This is a genomic window from Bacillus haynesii, assembly GCF_001969855.1.
GTDB classification, from domain to species: domain Bacteria; phylum Bacillota; class Bacilli; order Bacillales; family Bacillaceae; genus Bacillus; species Bacillus haynesii.
Genome location: NZ_MRBL01000005.1, coordinates 234090 through 250490, shown reverse-complemented (window position 1 = coordinate 250490; position 16401 = coordinate 234090). Strand labels below are relative to the sequence as shown.

Sequence of the window (16401 nt, the reverse complement as noted above, 5' to 3'; positions counted from 1 at the left end):
AGGTTACATTGTGAGTACGCTTAAGAAAAAGCAAGGTTTTGGGGCTGTATTATGGGACTATTTAACGACTGTCGATCATAAAAAGATTGCCATCCTTTATTTGCTGGGAGGCGGGTTCTTCTTTGTGCTCGGCGGAATCGAAGCGATGCTGATCAGGGTTCAGCTGATGATACCTAACAATGACATCATGAGTGGCGGAGTCTACAATGAAATCATGACGATGCACGGCACAACGATGATTTTCCTGGCAGCGATGCCGCTTCTGTTTGCATTGATGAACGCCGTCGTCCCGCTGCAGATCGGCGCGCGGGATGTCGCGTTTCCATTCTTGAACTCGCTCGGCTTTTGGCTGTTTCTTTTCGGCGGCATCTTTCTGAATTTAAGCTGGTTTTTGGGAGGGGCACCCGATGCCGGCTGGACGTCTTATGCGTCGCTTTCCCTTCATTCCGAAGGGCACGGGATCGATTTCTATGTTCTCGGTCTGCAAATCGCAGGGATCGGTACGCTGATTGCCGGGATTAACTTTCTTGCGACGATTATCAACATGAGGGCGCCAGGCATGACATACATGAGGCTGCCGCTTTTCACATGGACGACATTCGTCGCTTCGGCTTTGATTTTGTTCGCGTTCCCTCCGCTGACCGTAGGCATCGCGCTCTTGATGCTGGACCGGTTGTTCGGAACGAGCTTTTTCAATCCGGAATTAGGCGGTAATACGATCATTTGGGAGCATCTGTTCTGGATTTTCGGGCACCCTGAAGTTTATATTCTCGTACTCCCGGCGTTCGGAATTTTTTCGGAAATCATTCCGGTTTTTGCGAGAAAAAGGCTGTTCGGCTATTCTTCAATGGTATTTGCGACCGTATTGATCGGCTTTTTAGGCTTCATGGTTTGGGCTCACCATATGTTTACAACGGGTCTCGGGCCTGTGGCGAACGCCATTTTTGCGGTGGCGACGATGGCCATTGCCGTCCCGACCGGAATTAAAATCTTCAACTGGCTGCTCACGGCTTGGGGCGGGAGCATTAAGTTTACAACGCCGATGCTTTACGCGATATCTTTTATCCCGTCGTTTGTCATGGGCGGGGTAACAGGTGTAATGCTTGCTGCTGCACCGGCTGACTATCAGTTCCATGACACGTACTTTGTCGTGGCTCACTTCCATTACGTCATCATCGGCGGAGTGGTGTTCGCCATCCTCGCCGGAGCTCATTACTGGTGGCCGAAAATGTTCGGGAAAATGCTGAGCGAAGCGATGGGTAAAATAACATTTGTGCTCTTTTTCATCGGGTTCCATCTGACTTTCTTCATCCAGCATTGGCTCGGATTGTGGGGAATGCCGAGACGTGTGTTCACATACTTGCCGAATCAGGGATTTGACATGGCAAACTTGATCAGTTCAATCGGAGCTGTGTTTATGGCAGCTGCGGTCATCATACTCGTGATTAATATTATCGTGACGACTGCTAAAGGGGAAAAAGTCGGCAGTGATCCTTGGCATGACGGAAGAACGCTCGAGTGGGCCGTTTCTTCGCCGCCTCCTGAATACAACTTTAAACAGCTGCCTTTGGTCAGAGGCCTTGATGCTTTATGGATCGAAAAAAGAGCCGGCAAGCAGTCAATGACCGCCGCGGAGCCGCTTCAGGACATCCATATGCCAAACGGATCGATTCTTCCGTTCATCATGTCACTCGGGCTGTTTATATCCGCCTTCGGCTTTATGTACCGGACGGAATTCGCCTGGGGGCTGCCTGTCATTCTGATCGGGTTAGGGATCACATTATTTATGATGCTACTCCGGTCTGTAATTGATGACCACGGGTACCATATTCATAAGGAAGATCTGATGGATGATGACGACAAAGGGGTGAAGGCATAATGCATACAGAAGAGAAATTGACGGCTGAAACCTTCCCGGCTTCTCCTGAAAAAGCTACGTTAGAAGGAAAAAATAAGTTTATCGGCTTTTGGCTATTTCTCGGGGGAGAGACGGTTCTTTTCGCGTCTCTCTTCGCAACATACCTTGCGCTGAAGAATTCGAATGCAGGAGGGCCGAAAACGACCGAGATGTTTGACATGGGGCTGGTCTTTCTGGCGACAATGCTCCTTTTGACGAGCAGTTTAACGAGCGTATATGCCATGTATCATATGAAGAACTTCGCTTTTAAAAAGATGCAGGTTTGGCTCGGAATTACCGTTCTGCTCGGTGCAGGCTTCCTGGCGCTTGAAATATATGAGTTCACGCATTACATTCACGAATATGGGTTTACCATTCAAAGCTCGGCTCTTGGATCCGCTTTTTATACGCTAGTCGGCACGCACGGAGCACACGTTACCTTCGGGCTTCTCTGGATTCTTTCTTTGATGATCAGAAATGCGCGCCGCGGATTAAGCCTTTACAACGCGCCGAAGTTTTTTGTCGCAAGCCTCTACTGGCATTTTATCGACGTTGTCTGGGTGTTTATCTTTACCGTTGTATACTTGATGGGGATGGTGGGATAAAAATGGTGAATAACGAAAACAGAGGGAATCCCAAAATAGATCTTGCCTACCGCAAAAAGAAAAACGCGGAGGACATGAGATATCAGGTTATTTCATTCGGTTTGATGATCGGTCTGACTATTGTCGCTTTTTTAACGGTCGCCTCAGATGCCGGCGTATGGTTTACTGTACCGTTCATTCTGCTGCTGGCCGTCATTCAGGTTGCGTTTCAGCTGTATTACTTTATGCATATGAGTCAGCGGGGGCATGAAGCGCCGACTTTGTTCCTTTATACAGGAGTTTTGGTCGCTTTTGTTACCGTTTTGGCTTTTGTGACGCTTATTTGGTGGTAATCGAACCGACATACAGAAAGGAGGATGCTCATGTTGGGCAGCCTTGAAATATTCGGTTTTCGCGCCCTTTGGAGCCCCTATTTCCTAGGGGCTGTCGTTTTCATAACCGCCCTTTACTTTTTTTTGATGAAACGTTTAGGATCAGAAGAAGAGCGGGTATCCAGGAAAGAAATCGGTTTATTCCTGACGGCGATGATTCTTTTATACGTGTCTAAAGGCAGTCCGATTGATTTGCTGGGACATATTATGTTCAGCGCGCATATGGCGCAAATGGCGGTTTTGTATTTAATCGTGCCGCCTCTGATCATCCTTGGCATACCGACTTGGTTTTGGAAAAAGGTCATTTTCCTGCCGATCGTCAAGCCGCTGTTCCGGTTTTTTTCCAAACCATTGATCGCGATTATCGTATTTAACGGTTTATTTTCGATGTATCACATTCCATTGGTGTTTGATTTTATTAAGACGGATGCCGTTTATCATGCCGTCATTACGGTGCTGATCTTTATTGCAGCGTTTTTCATGTGGTGGCCGCTCGTTCACAAGGTCGAGGAGCTTCCGCAGATGAACGGACTTTTGAAACTCGGTTACATTATGGCTGACGGCATTTTGCTGACACCGGCATGCGCGTTAATCATGTTCAGCGATACAGCTCTGTATTCGACATATTCAGATCCGTCCGCATGGGCGGAGGCAATGAAACTGTGCGTTCCTCTCGATACGCTGAGCGGAATGACGCTTACAGGTCCGGAAATGTTCAGCAGCATGCCTGTTCTGGAAGATCAGCAGCTTGGCGCGATCGTCATGAAAATCCTACAGGAAATCGTGTACGGGACATTTTTGGCGATTATCTTTTTCGGCTGGGCGAGGAAGGAAAGAGCCAAAGACGAAAAGGAACTGGAAGAAGAACGATACTCTCCGTCTACAGTTCATTAAGATGAAAAAAGGGTACAGCCTCACCCGAGGGGCTGTACCCTTTTTATGTACGTCTCCTACACTTCAAGCGCCGAAACTTTTTCTTTGATCGAATTCAGCACTGTCTTGCTTGTTTTGAGGAGCTGCGGCGGAAAGTGTTCGTCTTCGCCGTATTCCACTCCATGAGGATAATAATATTTGCCCAAAAGCGGTGTCATCAGTTTGATTACCGCGCGCCGGGCGCCCACATCACCTTCGACGGCATATCCGAACACGCGGAGGTAGAATCTGCCTTCCACCATATCAAATTTGCGGTCATATGTGACGCGCTCATAATCCCATTGTCCAGCTCTTACGAACCCTTCGTTTTCCATGATGTCGTCCAACCGGTTAAGGTCAGCGGTCAATCCTTCAATACCGGATTCTTCAAATTTCATCCCGTAAAACCCCCTTAAAAAAATTACCTTTACTGACAATCATAGTATGAAAGCGTTAAACTTTCAATCCTGGCTGAGCCGATATATAAATATTTTTGTGAACAGTATGAATCGCGGGCAGCTTGACGACAATATGAACAAACGAAAGACAAGAGGAGGTCTTCTGATTGACACGTGTGAAAGATATCATGACAAAGGAAATATTATACTGTACGGTTCTTGATAATGTGTACGAGGCTGCCGTGAAAATGAAAGACGGGAATGTCGGAGCGATTCCGGTTGTGCTTGATGACGGCTTGGAACTGGTTGGGATCGTCACTGACCGGGATTTGGTGCTGCGGGGAATCGCAGCTAAAAAACCGAATTCGCAAAAGATTACAAATCTCATGACAACGGATCTCATTACGGTAAGTGAAGACGATTCAATCGAAAAAGCGGTTGATCTCATGGGAGATTATCAGATCAGAAGGGTTCCGGTTACACGGGAAAAAACGCTTGCCGGCATCATTACGCTCGGCGATATTTCAACTCATCAAAAATCAAACCGCCAGGCTGGCGACGCGCTGACATTTATATCGGAAAACGAAGAGAGGCCTGGAGATTTTCTTCATTAAAACATATTTTGTCTCAAATCTTAATAGGCTGTATTATCATTGAAAATTCATGTCAGTTCTGTTTAAATGACACTAAAGGCAAGTTTTTGATGCGGTGCGCCGTTTTATGGATAGATTGATCCGTCAGTCGGAGGTGAAAGTTTGAAAAATATATTAAGAGCGGTCGTGATCCTTCTCATCGTTGCGGCTTCATACACGCTGTTTATTCAATACGGTTCAACGCCTGAGAAAATTGTGAAGGAAGACAAGCCGCAAGTCTCAAACGAAGATGCGAAAAAAGAGAAGTCCTTGAACATTCCCGATTCCGGCCTGCTTTCTTTTGTCGGAGAATCGGCTGAAACGATCGAAAAGAAACTGGGGAAACCGGACAGAGTCGATCCTTCAGCATATGATTATGAATGGTGGGTCTATAACAAAGGGGAAAAACAGTACGTTCAAATCGGCTTGCTTGGCGGCAAAGCCGTGACATTGTTTGCGACAGGCGACGGACTGAACACCGCTCCGTTTAAAATTGGACGGCCGTCAAGGGAAGTTTTCAAAACCACCCAGATTGCCCCGTATGTCAATGTTCAATATAAAGGCAGTTCATACCGCTTTGAGTTTTCCGAAGAAGACATGAATACAAGGCCGACGGTGAAAGTCGGAGATATCTATGTTCAGCTGTACATGGATAAATTCGAGGGGACACTTTCAAGCATCAGGGCATTTGATGCGCCGACTTTAATCAAGCAAAGGCCGTATGAAGTGGTCTACAGAGGCACCCTAATCGAACCTAAAGCATTGACAGAATCGGATTGGAAGAAAATCGAGAAAGCAAATGAGAAGCAGATTTTTGATATAACGAACGTCATCCGCACAAGACACGACCTGTCTCAGCTCTCCTGGGATGAAGGCGTATCAAAAGTTGCATACGGCCACAGCAGCGACATGAAAGAGCACCATTATTTCTCCCATGTGTCAAAAACGGAAGGCACGCTCAAAGACAGGCTTGAAAAAGGAAAAGTCAACTTTGAGCAGGCGGGGGAAAATATCGCGCTCAACTATGTCGACGGGCCTGCGGCGGTTGAAGGCTGGTTAAACAGCGAAGGACACAGAAAAGCGCTGTTAAATGCCGACTATACCCATCTCGGAGTCGGGGTGGACGAGAAATATTATACGCAAAACTTTATTAAACAATGGCAATAGAGCCCGGGACAATACCCGGGCTTTTCGTTTTTTGAGAACCCCTAAATGTCGGCTGCTCACTGTTCCTGTAAAAAGAGGAATTTTAGGCGAACACATTTTGCCGGGGTGGATTACACTATAGTAGGCATATGTTTTCGGAGGGGGTGTAGACGTTGGCAAATCAAAACGCACAATCATCCATCAATGAATTTAAGCAATTTATAAAACGGCATCCTAAGTTGATTTCCGAAGTCCGGAAACAAGAAAAAAGTTGGCAGGAGGTATATGAAAACTGGGTTTTGCTCGGGGAAGACGATTCGATTTGGGATCCGTACAGGGAAAAAGAAGCTTCGGCAGAAAATGAGCCGGACGCTGGCGGCAAAAATGATTTCATTTCGAAAATGGTGACGGCCGTCCGAAAGATGGATGCCAATCAAATGAATGAGCAGATCAATAAAATGAGCCAGTCTATTTCTTCGCTGCAAAGCTTGCTCAGCCAGTTTTCGAGCGGAAGCCAAAAACAGCAGAATCAAAGCGGCGGCGAGCATCCGTTTTCTTTCCGAAAAGATTAGGAAAGGAGTCAGACATGCGTAAAGAAGTGCAGGAGTATGTGTTCGCCGATGAAGAGCGCCGCCGGTTCATCCGTGAGCAGCCGGTCTGGTACCGCAAGCTTTCACGGAATCCGAATGACCTGTCAGCCTTTCATCTCGATATGATGAACTTTTATGAAAAAACGATTCCTCACAGGGTCAACCAGTTATCAGGCAGCATTCAGATGGCCCAGATGATGCTTCAAATGTTTCATGCGATGCGCACTCAGGATTAATTTAAGCCTGAGTCTTTTTTTATGATGATAAATCGCGCCATTCTGGTAAAGCTAGGTGTGAAGGAGTTGATCTGTGATGAAGAAGTGCTGGCTTGTGATGCTGCTGTGCCTCTTGCTGGCTGGTTGCGCCACCCATAAACCAAAGCCCAAGGGCTTATCAGATTGGCGCGATGCCGCTTGCGAAAGCGAAGTTTTTGGAAAATTATAGTTCGGAGGCGGCATAGACATTTTTGAAAACGGCTGATTTGTGTTACACTATAGCTGGAGGTGCATGTCTATGTTTGCCACAATGGAATCGTTGCGGCTTCAAAATGAAGCATATGATTTGGCCAACATGATTCTTCAATCTGAGGCAGCTGAACATTACAGAAAATGCTACAAGCGTCTCCGCGAAGATGAAGAGGCCGGACGCATTATCGCTTCGTTTGCGAAAATAAAAGAACAGTATGAGGATGTACAGCGCTTTGGCAAGTATCATCCTGATTATAAAGAGATATCCAAGAAAATGAGGGAAATCAAACGGGAGCTTGACCTTCACGGTACAGTAGCCGAATTTAAAAAGGCGGAAACCGAACTGCAATCCATTCTTGATGAAGTCAGCGTGGAAATCGGTCATGCTGTGTCAAAACATATCAAAGTACCGACTGGAAACCCTTATTTTGATAATCTTTCATCTTGCGGCGGCGGCTGCGGGTCAGGCGGAAGCTGCGGCTGTAAAGTTTCCTGATGAGGCTCGGTCGCCCCGAGTCTCGTTTTTTTATAGAACTTCATGCACAGAGCGACAGGCAGGTGAACAATTTGGAAATCAGGCGTCAAGGCTTAATCGTTTGGCTGCACTCCTTGAAGCAGGCAAAAATGCTCAGGAAATTCGGAAATGTTCATTACGTTTCAAAGCGGCTGAAATATGTAGTGGTGTACTGCAATATTGAAGATGCCGAAAGAATCATCGCTAAAATACGTTCGTACTCTTTTGTCAAACAGGTGGATCTTTCATACAAACCGTTCTTGAAAATGGAGTTTGAATCCAAGCAGGATAAAGCGAAAGAATACGACTATAAAGCCGGGCTCTGACTTGGTTTATGTTAAAAAAATCCCCGCAGAAATACCTCTGCGGGGTCCTTCTATTCCTTAAAAAAATTAAGGAGAAGGCAAAGGGAGAGGAGAAACCGGAGGAAGAACTTATGGGGAAACGTAAGTCTTCTCCGCGGTTGGCAACAACATCAATCGATGCTGTTGCTATTATTATCACCACCGAGCCTTTTTGCTATACATATGAATTTGCACTTTGGGTGTTTGTGCCAAAAAACACTTTATGATAAGATAGGAATGATTTTTTTCGAGTTTTAAGAAAAAGTGGTGGAAGTATGAGAGTGATTTCTGGGACGTATAAGGGACGTGCCTTAAAAGCGGTTCCCGGCACGTCGACAAGGCCGACGACCGATAAAGTAAAGGAATCCATCTTTAATATGGTCGGCCCGTATTTTGAAGGCGGCACCGGCCTTGATCTGTACGCGGGAAGCGGCGGATTGGGCATTGAAGCGCTGTCGCGGGGATTTGAGCGCTTTATTTTTGTCGACCGTGATTTTAAAGCGATTCAAACCGTAAAAGGGAATTTGAAAACGCTGGGCTTGGAAAAACGAGCCGAGGTGTACAGGAATGACGCGGAACGTGCTCTGCATGCACTGGTGAAAAGGGGCGCAAGCTTTGATGCCGTCTTTTTGGACCCGCCATATCGAGAGCAAAAGCTGGAAGCGCTTTTATCGATGATTGATGAAGCGGATATGCTGACTGACAGAGGGTTTATTATGGCAGAGCATGCGAAGGAAGTCATGCTGCCGGAAGCGGTGGGCGGACTTCAGCTTGCCCGGCAGGAAATATACGGCTTAACAGGCGTGACCATATACAGAAAGAGAGGGAATGGGGATGGCTAGCATTGCCGTTTGTCCCGGAAGTTTTGATCCGGTGACCTTTGGACATTTGGATATCATCAGGCGAGGGGCGAAAGTGTTTGACAAAGTGTATGTATGCGTCTTGAACAATTCTTCGAAAAAGCCGCTGTTTACGGTGGAAGAACGCTGTGGGCTGCTTCGCGAAGTGACGCAGGATATCCCGAATGTGCAAGTGGAATCTTTTCAGGGGCTTTTGATTGATTATGCAAAGAGCAAGCAGGCGAACGTCATCCTGCGGGGGCTTAGAGCGGTATCTGACTTTGAATACGAGATGCAGGGAACCTCGATGAACAAGGTGCTCGATGAAAGTATTGAAACATTTTTTATGATGACGAACAACCAATACTCATTCCTCAGTTCAAGCATTGTCAAAGAAGTGGCAAAATATAAAGGTTCAGTCGCAGAACTCGTGCCGGAAGCGGTCGAGGCTGCACTTGAAAAAAAGTTTGCAAAAAATGAGCGGCCGTAACCGGCTGCTCATTTTTTAGCAGGAGCGTAGGTTTTGGCATAAAGAATGATGTAGATGAGAAGGGTGCCGATCGTAAGGAGCGGACCGATCTCTGCTAAAGTGTTCCACATCTCTAGAAAGAAAGATTCCGTTTTCCCGGCCGTCAGAAAGGAGAAGGCCGGCTCCGTCGGGGAATAGAACGATGTGTAAAGAGGCTTCCAAAGAATAAGAACAAAGATGGCTGCATAAATTCCCTGGAGGATGCGGGCGATAAAAAACGGTTTAAAGCGAATATCCGTTTCAGCAAGAATGCCGGCAACCTGCGCCTGAACACAGAAGCCGCTGAAACCCAAAATAAAGCTGACGATCACCGCTTGCTGGAGAAGCGCCGCATCCGTTGCGCTGACCAGTTTGCTGCCGAGCGTAATCTCAAACAATCCCGATAATAAAGGTTTATCAAAATCACCGGGGAATTGAAGGGCCGTCAAAATCATTCGTGTGGCGTGCGAAAGAATGTCGGTGATGTGCATCACAGAAAGAATGTTATTAAAAACCGAAAAAAGAATAATGAAGCCGCCTACCATTAACAGCGTTTGGACGGAAGAGATAACAGCATCGCTCAAAAGTTTGCCGAGCGGCCGCTTTTCTTCAAGTCTTGCCTGATGGAGTGCTTTTAAAGCTTCTTTAATTGAAGGCACAGGAAGCTTCTTTCGCACGGCGGTGCGGTTTTCTTCTTTTCTTCCGTAAGTACGCATCGTCAGTCCGACTGCGAAATTGCCCAAATAATGGGCCGCCGCAAGCACGACGCCAAGAGAAGGATTATGGAAAAAGCCGACCGCAACGGCTCCGAAAATAAACAGCGGGTTAGATGAGTTGGTGAATGAAGCGAGCCGCTCTGCTTCAACCCGGGAAATCTGCCGCTCCTGTCTCAGCCTTGAAGTCAATTTTGCGCCGGCCGGGTTTCCTGATGCCATTCCCATCGCGAGCACGAATCCTCCGACGCCGGGGACGCGGAACACCGGTCTCATGAAAGGTTCGAGCAGCAGCCCGACAAACCTGACGACACCAAACCCGATCAAGAGCTCTGATAAAATAAAAAAAGGCAAAAGGGAAGGGAATACGACCTCCCACCACATGGCAAGTCCACTTTTAGAAGCGTCAAATGATTCTTGCGGGTGGGTAATAACGGCGGCTGTAAACGAAAGCAGCAAAACGGCAATCATGAGTGTCTTTACCTTTGACATGTCCATTTCTAACCCCCTTTGCGGCTGTGAATACACATTGGAAACAGGATCATGATAAAATAAACGAAAAGCTTGCCCGATTTGTACGGAAGCCTTCTCCGTGAAACTTCTTTATCATTATACGAAGGCTGGTCCTCATTTTAGACCACCAGATTGCAGATCGGCGATGAAACAAATGAACCGGAAGCTGCTTTGAAAACTCGCGGAAGCCCTTCTCCTTGATAAGCATCAATAGAAGGTATTTCATACATCTGTGAATTCATGCAGGCTGAAAATTTGGAGCCGGCCCAAGATGTGAGCCGGTGAAAATAAAGATGGAGGGTTACATTTTCATGCTGAAAAAAAGAATTATACGCATCGCATTATTGATCGTTATCATCATGGCTGCGCTGTCATTTGTGAAGCTGCCTTATTACATCACCGAACCTGGCGAAGCGACCGAGCTGAACCCTTTAATTAAAGTCGATAACGGCTATCCTGAAAAAGGGAGCTTTTCTTTAATGACAGTTAAAGTCGGCCCTGCAAATCCGCTTACATACATATGGGCAAAAGTGCGCCCTTATCACGAAATTCTTCCGGAAGAAAATTTCAAACAAGAAGGCGAATCTGATCAGGAATATATGAAGCGCCAGCTGCAAATGATGAGAGATTCCCAGGAGAATGCGATGATCGCCGCTTATAAACGGGCCGGAAAAGAAGTCAGCTACACGTTTAACGGTGTATATGCCATGTCGGTCGTCAGCGGCATGCCTGCAGAAGGAAAAATACAAGTCGGGGACAAAATTAAAAAAGCGGACGGAAAAACGTTCCGGTCAGCGGAGAGCTTCGTCCGCTACATCGAATCAAAAAAAGCCGGAGACCGGGTGAAAATCGTAGTTGAACGGGATAAAGAAGAAAAAACATATGAGATGAAGCTGAAAACTTTTAAAGAAGATCCGAAGAGAGCGGGACTCGGCGTATCCCTCATCACAGACCGCAATGTCAAGGTGAAGCCGGAGGTCGATATGGACATTGAAAACATCGGCGGCCCTTCGGCAGGGCTGATGATGTCAATGGAGATCTATAACCAGCTGACAAAAGAAGACGAGACGAAAGGACACCACATTGCGGGAACCGGAACGATCGATGACGAAGGCAAAGTCGGTCCGATCGGCGGCATCAGCCAGAAAATCGTTGCCGCAGACAAAGCGGGAGCCGACATCTTTTTTGCCCCGAACGAAGGCGGAAAAAAAGGATCAAACTATGAAGAAGCGGTCAAAACGGCAAAAGATATTAAAACCGATATGAAAATCGTCCCTGTCGACACGATGGATGATGCGATTCATTATTTGGAAGATAAAGTGAAAAACACCTGATGATGTCCATCAGGTGTTTTTATTTGCGCAAAAATATCCGGCTGTCTTCATTATACCTGATCGGCGAAAGGGAATATTCCTGCTCTGTCAACATCGTCCGCTCCGGCTCATTGAGCGGGGCGCTGTATACTTGTCCCGCTTTTATGTCGAGCTGAAGGGAAGGGTGGGAAAAAGATCCCGTCTTTGTCATAAGGGGTACGCTCAAGCTTTTTTTCTTTTCAGCCAAATAGGCCTGCCCTTTTTTCGTCATTCCGAGAAGTCTAATATAGGCCGGATGCGTTTCGCTTAACATGCGCTTAACGTCGGCTTTCTTCGTTTTTGTGAGGATGTGGGTGTTCATGCGTTGCAGCCTCGTCCACGTATAGCGCTTCGTTTTCAAAAGCTCCATGTATTCCTTAAAAGAGCCTGCTTTCCGGATCGCTTTTTTGACGCGGTGCTCTAGGCCTTCTTCCACTTCATAAATCCCTTTCAGCTCTTCTGTATCCATTGTATGGAGGCTGTATTTCAAAAAGGGGAAATAATCTTCAGGCGAGTGCCACATGCCGAAAGTCCGGGCGTATTCCTCGAGCTCATCGACCGATGATTTTGGAAGGTAGAAGCGGCTGTCCGCAAGGCTTTCCGTTTCAAAGATCGATTTGCGTATGCTCGTGGCGCTTGCGATTCGGTCCGCTTCCGGGAAGGCCGAATCGTGATAGCCTGAGGAACGGCGCTTGACGGTTACGGGCTTCATGCTTAATTGCTTTTGCATGATGGCTTTCACATAATGGAATCCGAGAATGTTGTTCGGCTTAGAAAGGTCAACAATGTTTCTGCTGTCTCCGGTTACAGCCCGGAACGCTTTTGCCATCGCTTGCGGGTAGCTCAGCCCAAACGCTATCTGTTTTTTTGCTTCTTCATTGAGCCCGTCTTCGTGCTCTATCGTGTGTGCGGCTGTATTGAGAAACGCCTCAATATCGCCGTGCTCGCTTCCGAAAAACAGAGAAGCACACCCTAATTCATTTAAAATCGAGACGGCGCCTTCAGCAAACGTTTCCGCTTTTTGGACGGCGAATATGTAAGGGAGTTCAACGACGACATCAGCATAAGATGCGAGCGCCATTTTCGTTCGCGCCCACTTTGAGACGATGGCGGGTTCGCCGCGCTGCAAAAAGGAGCCGCTCATAACGGCAACCGCCACTTCGCTCCGGGTTTCTGATTTTGCTTCCTTTATATGATATAAATGTCCGTTATGAAAAGGGTTGTATTCCACAACAAGGCCGACAGCTTTCATTTTTTCACCTCTCTTGCATCTCTTGAAATAGTTATGATACATTTACACATGGAATGTCCAGACGCCTCGCGAAAACAACGTTTTTTCTAAGTGTATGAATTGTTGTTCACGATGTCAACGAATGAAAAGCGCAGGCGCATATCTGTAAAGAAAAAATATTGACAAAAAACATGATGAAAGCTATAATCATGTTTGTTGCTCACTCAGAGGTGATACAATGAAATGGACGATACATCAGCTGAATCAAATGCCGAAGAAAGACTTTGAATTTGATGAAACAGTTGATTTAAGCGAACTCTCTCAAAGCTCGGAAATCCGCAGCATTTCACCGGTGCGGGTGAAAGGGCGCGCGGAAATCCGCTCAAAGCAGGCTGCATTTGATTTTACCATTTCAGGCGAGATGATCTTGCCTTGCTCAAGAACGCTTGTTGATGTTCGTTATCCATTCAGTATTTCTACAAAAGAACTGTTTATATTTCATAAGACCGAGGAACTGGAAGATGAAGACGTCCATATTGTTGAAGATGACCTCATCGACTTGACTCCGGTCGTGAAAGAAGAAATCCTTCTTGAGATCCCTATGCAAATCTTTTGTGAGTCTGTTCAAAAAGAAGAAGGTGCTCCGCAGGAGGGCAAGGATTGGCAGGTCATTACAGAAGATGACCGGAAAGACCGGATCGATCCGAGACTTGCCGGACTCGGGAAGCTCTTAAAACAAGAAGATGAATCTTAACGCTCTTTAAGGAGGTGGGAATAATGGCTGTACCTTTTAGAAGAACTTCTAAAACGAAAAAAAGACTTCGTCGTACACACTTTAAATTGCAAGTGCCTGGTATGGTAGAATGCCCAAACTGTGGTGAGATGAAACTTTCACACCGCGTCTGCAAAGCATGTGGATCATACAAAGGAAAAGACGTAAAAAGCAACTAATCGTCAACAGTGAAAACACAAGACCTCAGGTCTTGTGTTTTTTTATACCCGTTCTCCCTTCATCCTTTTATTTCCTGAAAAGAAAATAGTCTATCTACTCTATCAGCAGCATATGTATGAGGTAAATTCATAAAGTCATGGAGGGGGATAACATTTGACGATTACAAGACAGGATGCATGGACACAGGATGAAGATATATTGCTGGCTGAGGTCGTTTTAAGGCACATTCGGGAAGGCGGCACACAGCTTTCAGCCTTTGAAGAAGTGGGCAAGGCTTTAAGCAGAACGGCCGCTGCCTGCGGATTCCGCTGGAATTCCTTTGTCAGAAAGCAATACCAATCAGGCATTGAGCTGGCAAAAAAGCAGCGCAAAGAGCTGCGCAAAAAAATCGGCATCCATTCCGCAAACTTACCTGGATCTGTCAAAACGGTTTCCGGGAGCAATACGGAAAATCTGACGCTCGATGATGTCATTCAATACTTGGAAAAGCTGAAAGAAGCCCCGGTTCAAAAAGACTTTATAGATGAGAAGAAAAAGCTCGCTAAAGAAATCAATGAGCTGAAACAGGAAGTTGAAAAGCTGCGAAGTGAAAATCAATCGCTGAAAAAACGGCTTGAATTGACGGAAGAGGATTATAAAGCCTTGATTGAAATCATGGAGAGAGCCCGAAAAATGGTCGTTCTTCAGGAAGACGAACGAAATAAAAAGGCGAAGCTCCAGCCGGAGCCGAATGAAAATCTAGAGAAGCTTGAAAAATAGAAAACCGGCCATCCGCTTTCGGCCGGCTTTTTTCATTTATGCTGATTCAGAACTTTGATTAGGTTCGCTCACAGGAAGCCAAACGAGCGGATTTTCCCCTTTATCCCGGGCCATATCGTATTTAACCGGTGTAAAGCCCATCTTGCTCCAAAAATCGGATGATTTGACGCGCGGGCTTGTGCGAATCGGGAGTCCGAAAGATTTGGCGAACTCCACCAGCATCGTTCCGTAGCCGTTGCGCTGATACCCCGGCAAAACTTCAAGCTTCCAGAGCTCAAGGTAATCTTGGCCTTCTTCAAAGTATTGGTTTGATTTTCCATCCGCTTTATACAGGCTCATTCTTGCGACGAGCCGATTTCCGTAATAGATGCCGTAAAACGGTGAGTTGCTGTCGTTTTCAATCATGTTGCTTTCAAGGTCCTCCAGCATGGAAAGCTCTTGAATCCCGTACTCCCTGAATTTTTTAAATTCTTCAAGCGTTTTGTAGTTGATCAGCAAACGTTCAACTTTGACCATTGTGTTACCCCCTTGTTTGTGGTCTACTTCTATTGTAAACGCTTTTTTCAAAAAATCCAAATGATAAAAATTTTCTAATATAATGAAGCGAAACGGCTCTGAATATTTGAAACAACTGACAAGTCAACGGCGAAAATTTCTGCTATGATATACAGTATATGAAAAAATCAGGGTGTGAGAATGTGAGAATCGGAGTCATCGGAGGAGGCTCGGTCGGCCTCCTTTTTGCATACTATTTTTCGTTCGGCCACGAAGTGACGGTGATCGCGCGGAGAAAGGAACAGGCGGAAGCGATTGAAGAAAAGGGAATCCGCCTTCTTGAAGACGGGAAAGAGATGACCGTGAACGTCAGGGGCAGGACTGAACTTGATCAGGACTGCGACCTTCTTTTTGTTGCCGTAAAGGAGCATCAGCTCGGAGCCGTTTTGTCCGTACTGGAGCAGGCGGCTCCTCTTGATATCATGTTCCTGCAAAATGGAATGGCCCATATTCCCGTGCTTGAAAAATGGCAGACAGGCCATCGCATCTACACGGGATCTGTGGAACACGGAGCTGTCAGGGTGGATGACCGCACATTCCGGCACACCGGAAAAGGGGCCGTAAAATGGAGCGCGTTCAGAAGCCAATCCGCCGCCCGGCTGAAAAAAGAGCTCGCTTCGGTGCATGAAGCATTCCCTTTTATTTGGTGTGAAGATTGGTATAAGACCCTCGCCGGAAAATTGATTGTCAATGCGTGCATCAATCCGCTGACGGCTCTTTTGCGGGTGAAAAACGGCGCGCTGCTTGAAGAGCCGATGTATGCGGCCTATATGAAGCTCGTCTTTGAAGAAGCGAGCCGGATTTTGGAACTTGAAGACCGCCAGGCAGCGTGGGACCATGTTCTTTCCGTCTGCCGCCGGACAAAAAACAACACGTCTTCGATGCTTGCCGATGTGCAGGCAGAAAGAAAAACGGAAGCGGATGCGATCATGGGCTATCTGCTGAAGCGGGCAAAAGAGTCAGGGGAGCCAGCCCCGCACCTTACCTTTTTGCATCACAGCATCAAGGCGCTTAAACACGAATGAAGCTAAATCTTTTGACCGAATCGCGGAACGTGCTATACTCGTTTCGGAAAGCTAACTATTTACTGGAGAAAGGAAGTT

The 16401-nt window shown here is 46.6% G+C and carries 23 protein-coding genes; 19 read left to right on the top strand and 4 right to left on the bottom strand.

Annotation, left to right across the window (positions count from 1 at the left end; translation table 11 throughout):
- Nucleotides 1–10 precede the first annotated feature (10 nt).
- From ctaD to ctaG, 4 genes are read left to right on the top strand one after another with little or no spacing between them, the layout of a single operon-like run.
- A complete protein-coding gene (gene ctaD, locus BTA31_RS05875; protein WP_043927533.1) occupies nt 11–1879 on the top strand; it encodes a cytochrome c oxidase subunit I in 1869 nt (622 codons plus the stop codon).
- Nucleotides 1879–2502 carry a cytochrome c oxidase subunit III gene (gene ctaE, locus BTA31_RS05870; protein WP_020451275.1) on the top strand — a complete coding sequence of 208 codons (624 nt, stop codon included), beginning with the start codon at nt 1879–1881 and terminating at the stop codon, nt 2500–2502. The genes ctaD and ctaE overlap by 1 nt, the downstream gene beginning before the upstream one ends.
- 2 nt (nt 2503–2504) lie before the next feature.
- The gene (ctaF, locus tag BTA31_RS05865; RefSeq protein WP_043927536.1) at nt 2505–2834 is read left to right on the top strand and encodes a cytochrome c oxidase subunit IVB; all 330 of its coding nucleotides are present in this window, start codon (nt 2505–2507) and stop codon (nt 2832–2834) included.
- 33 nt (nt 2835–2867) lie between these two features.
- A complete protein-coding gene (gene ctaG, locus BTA31_RS05860) occupies nt 2868–3767 on the top strand; it encodes a cytochrome c oxidase assembly factor CtaG (protein ID WP_234113191.1) in 900 nt (299 codons plus the stop codon).
- Between the two features lie 56 nt (nt 3768–3823).
- Here ctaG and BTA31_RS05855 read toward each other — a convergent pair whose 3' ends face one another.
- On the bottom strand, nt 3824–4183 hold the full coding sequence (locus BTA31_RS05855) for a YugN family protein (RefSeq protein WP_043927538.1): 360 nt from the start codon (nt 4181–4183) through the stop codon (nt 3824–3826).
- Nucleotides 4184–4350: 167 nt separating this feature from the next.
- Between BTA31_RS05855 and BTA31_RS05850 the strand changes: the two genes are divergently transcribed.
- The 10 genes from BTA31_RS05850 (at nt 4351) to coaD (ending at nt 9205) form a co-directional block, all read left to right on the top strand.
- A complete protein-coding gene (locus BTA31_RS05850; protein ID WP_043927540.1) occupies nt 4351–4797 on the top strand; it encodes a CBS domain-containing protein in 447 nt (148 codons plus the stop codon).
- Nucleotides 4798–4938: 141 nt separating this feature from the next.
- Complete coding sequence (locus BTA31_RS05845; RefSeq protein WP_076789699.1) at nt 4939–5982, top strand: CAP domain-containing protein; 1044 nt, start codon at nt 4939–4941, stop codon at nt 5980–5982.
- A 152-nt stretch (nt 5983–6134) separates the two neighbouring features.
- Complete coding sequence (gene ylbD / locus BTA31_RS05840) at nt 6135–6533, top strand: YlbD family protein (RefSeq protein WP_076789695.1); 399 nt, start codon at nt 6135–6137, stop codon at nt 6531–6533.
- Between the two features lie 14 nt (nt 6534–6547).
- Nucleotides 6548–6787, top strand: a complete 240-nt coding sequence (locus BTA31_RS05835) for a YlbE-like family protein (RefSeq protein WP_003181501.1) — start codon at nt 6548–6550, stop codon at nt 6785–6787.
- 76 nt (nt 6788–6863) lie between these two features.
- The gene (locus BTA31_RS23515; RefSeq protein WP_275667472.1) at nt 6864–6995 is read left to right on the top strand and encodes a hypothetical protein; all 132 of its coding nucleotides are present in this window, start codon (nt 6864–6866) and stop codon (nt 6993–6995) included.
- 69 nt (nt 6996–7064) lie between these two features.
- A complete protein-coding gene (gene ricF / locus BTA31_RS05830) occupies nt 7065–7514 on the top strand; it encodes a regulatory iron-sulfur-containing complex subunit RicF (RefSeq protein WP_076789691.1) in 450 nt (149 codons plus the stop codon).
- Nucleotides 7515–7585: 71 nt separating this feature from the next.
- Complete coding sequence (locus BTA31_RS05825; RefSeq protein ID WP_043927546.1) at nt 7586–7858, top strand: YlbG family protein; 273 nt, start codon at nt 7586–7588, stop codon at nt 7856–7858.
- Between the two features lie 110 nt (nt 7859–7968).
- A complete protein-coding gene (locus tag BTA31_RS23510) occupies nt 7969–8103 on the top strand; it encodes a hypothetical protein (protein WP_275667471.1) in 135 nt (44 codons plus the stop codon).
- A gap of 48 nt (nt 8104–8151) precedes the next feature.
- Entirely contained in the window at nt 8152–8718 is a 567-nt protein-coding gene (rsmD, locus tag BTA31_RS05815; protein ID WP_076789685.1) for a 16S rRNA (guanine(966)-N(2))-methyltransferase RsmD, read from the top strand.
- Entirely contained in the window at nt 8711–9205 is a 495-nt protein-coding gene (coaD, locus tag BTA31_RS05810) for a pantetheine-phosphate adenylyltransferase (RefSeq protein ID WP_043927550.1), read from the top strand. Before rsmD ends, coaD begins: the two co-directional genes overlap by 8 nt.
- A gap of 8 nt (nt 9206–9213) precedes the next feature.
- On the opposite strand, the gene ylbJ is transcribed toward coaD, so the two are convergent.
- Complete coding sequence (gene ylbJ, locus BTA31_RS05805) at nt 9214–10434, bottom strand: sporulation integral membrane protein YlbJ (protein WP_043927551.1); 1221 nt, start codon at nt 10432–10434, stop codon at nt 9214–9216.
- Nucleotides 10435–10760: 326 nt separating this feature from the next.
- Between ylbJ and BTA31_RS05800 the strand changes: the two genes are divergently transcribed.
- Complete coding sequence (locus tag BTA31_RS05800; RefSeq protein WP_076789681.1) at nt 10761–11783, top strand: SepM family pheromone-processing serine protease; 1023 nt, start codon at nt 10761–10763, stop codon at nt 11781–11783.
- 19 nt (nt 11784–11802) lie between these two features.
- Here the strand turns inward: BTA31_RS05800 and BTA31_RS05795 are convergent, their stop codons facing one another.
- Nucleotides 11803–13053 (bottom strand): nucleotidyltransferase, encoded by a 1251-nt coding sequence (locus tag BTA31_RS05795; protein WP_076789677.1) that lies wholly within the window; start codon nt 13051–13053, stop codon nt 11803–11805.
- A 217-nt stretch (nt 13054–13270) separates the two neighbouring features.
- On the opposite strand from BTA31_RS05795, the gene BTA31_RS05790 reads away from it, so the two are divergent.
- From BTA31_RS05790 to gerR, 3 genes are all read left to right on the top strand, one after another.
- Nucleotides 13271–13786, top strand: coding sequence for a YceD family protein (locus BTA31_RS05790; protein WP_043927555.1), 516 nt, complete (start codon nt 13271–13273; stop codon nt 13784–13786).
- A gap of 23 nt (nt 13787–13809) precedes the next feature.
- Nucleotides 13810–13983: a 50S ribosomal protein L32 gene (gene rpmF / locus BTA31_RS05785; RefSeq protein ID WP_003181522.1), complete on the top strand. Its 174-nt coding sequence runs from the start codon at nt 13810–13812 to the stop codon at nt 13981–13983.
- A gap of 154 nt (nt 13984–14137) precedes the next feature.
- On the top strand, nt 14138–14743 hold the full coding sequence (gene gerR, locus BTA31_RS05780) for a sporulation-specific transcriptional regulator GerR (RefSeq protein ID WP_043927557.1): 606 nt from the start codon (nt 14138–14140) through the stop codon (nt 14741–14743).
- Nucleotides 14744–14779: 36 nt separating this feature from the next.
- Here gerR and BTA31_RS05775 read toward each other — a convergent pair whose 3' ends face one another.
- Nucleotides 14780–15259 carry an N-acetyltransferase gene (locus BTA31_RS05775; protein WP_043927558.1) on the bottom strand — a complete coding sequence of 160 codons (480 nt, stop codon included), beginning with the start codon at nt 15257–15259 and terminating at the stop codon, nt 14780–14782.
- 182 nt (nt 15260–15441) lie between these two features.
- On the opposite strand from BTA31_RS05775, the gene BTA31_RS05770 reads away from it, so the two are divergent.
- The gene (locus BTA31_RS05770; protein WP_076789673.1) at nt 15442–16323 is read left to right on the top strand and encodes a 2-dehydropantoate 2-reductase; all 882 of its coding nucleotides are present in this window, start codon (nt 15442–15444) and stop codon (nt 16321–16323) included.
- Nucleotides 16324–16401: the final 78 nt, after the last annotated feature.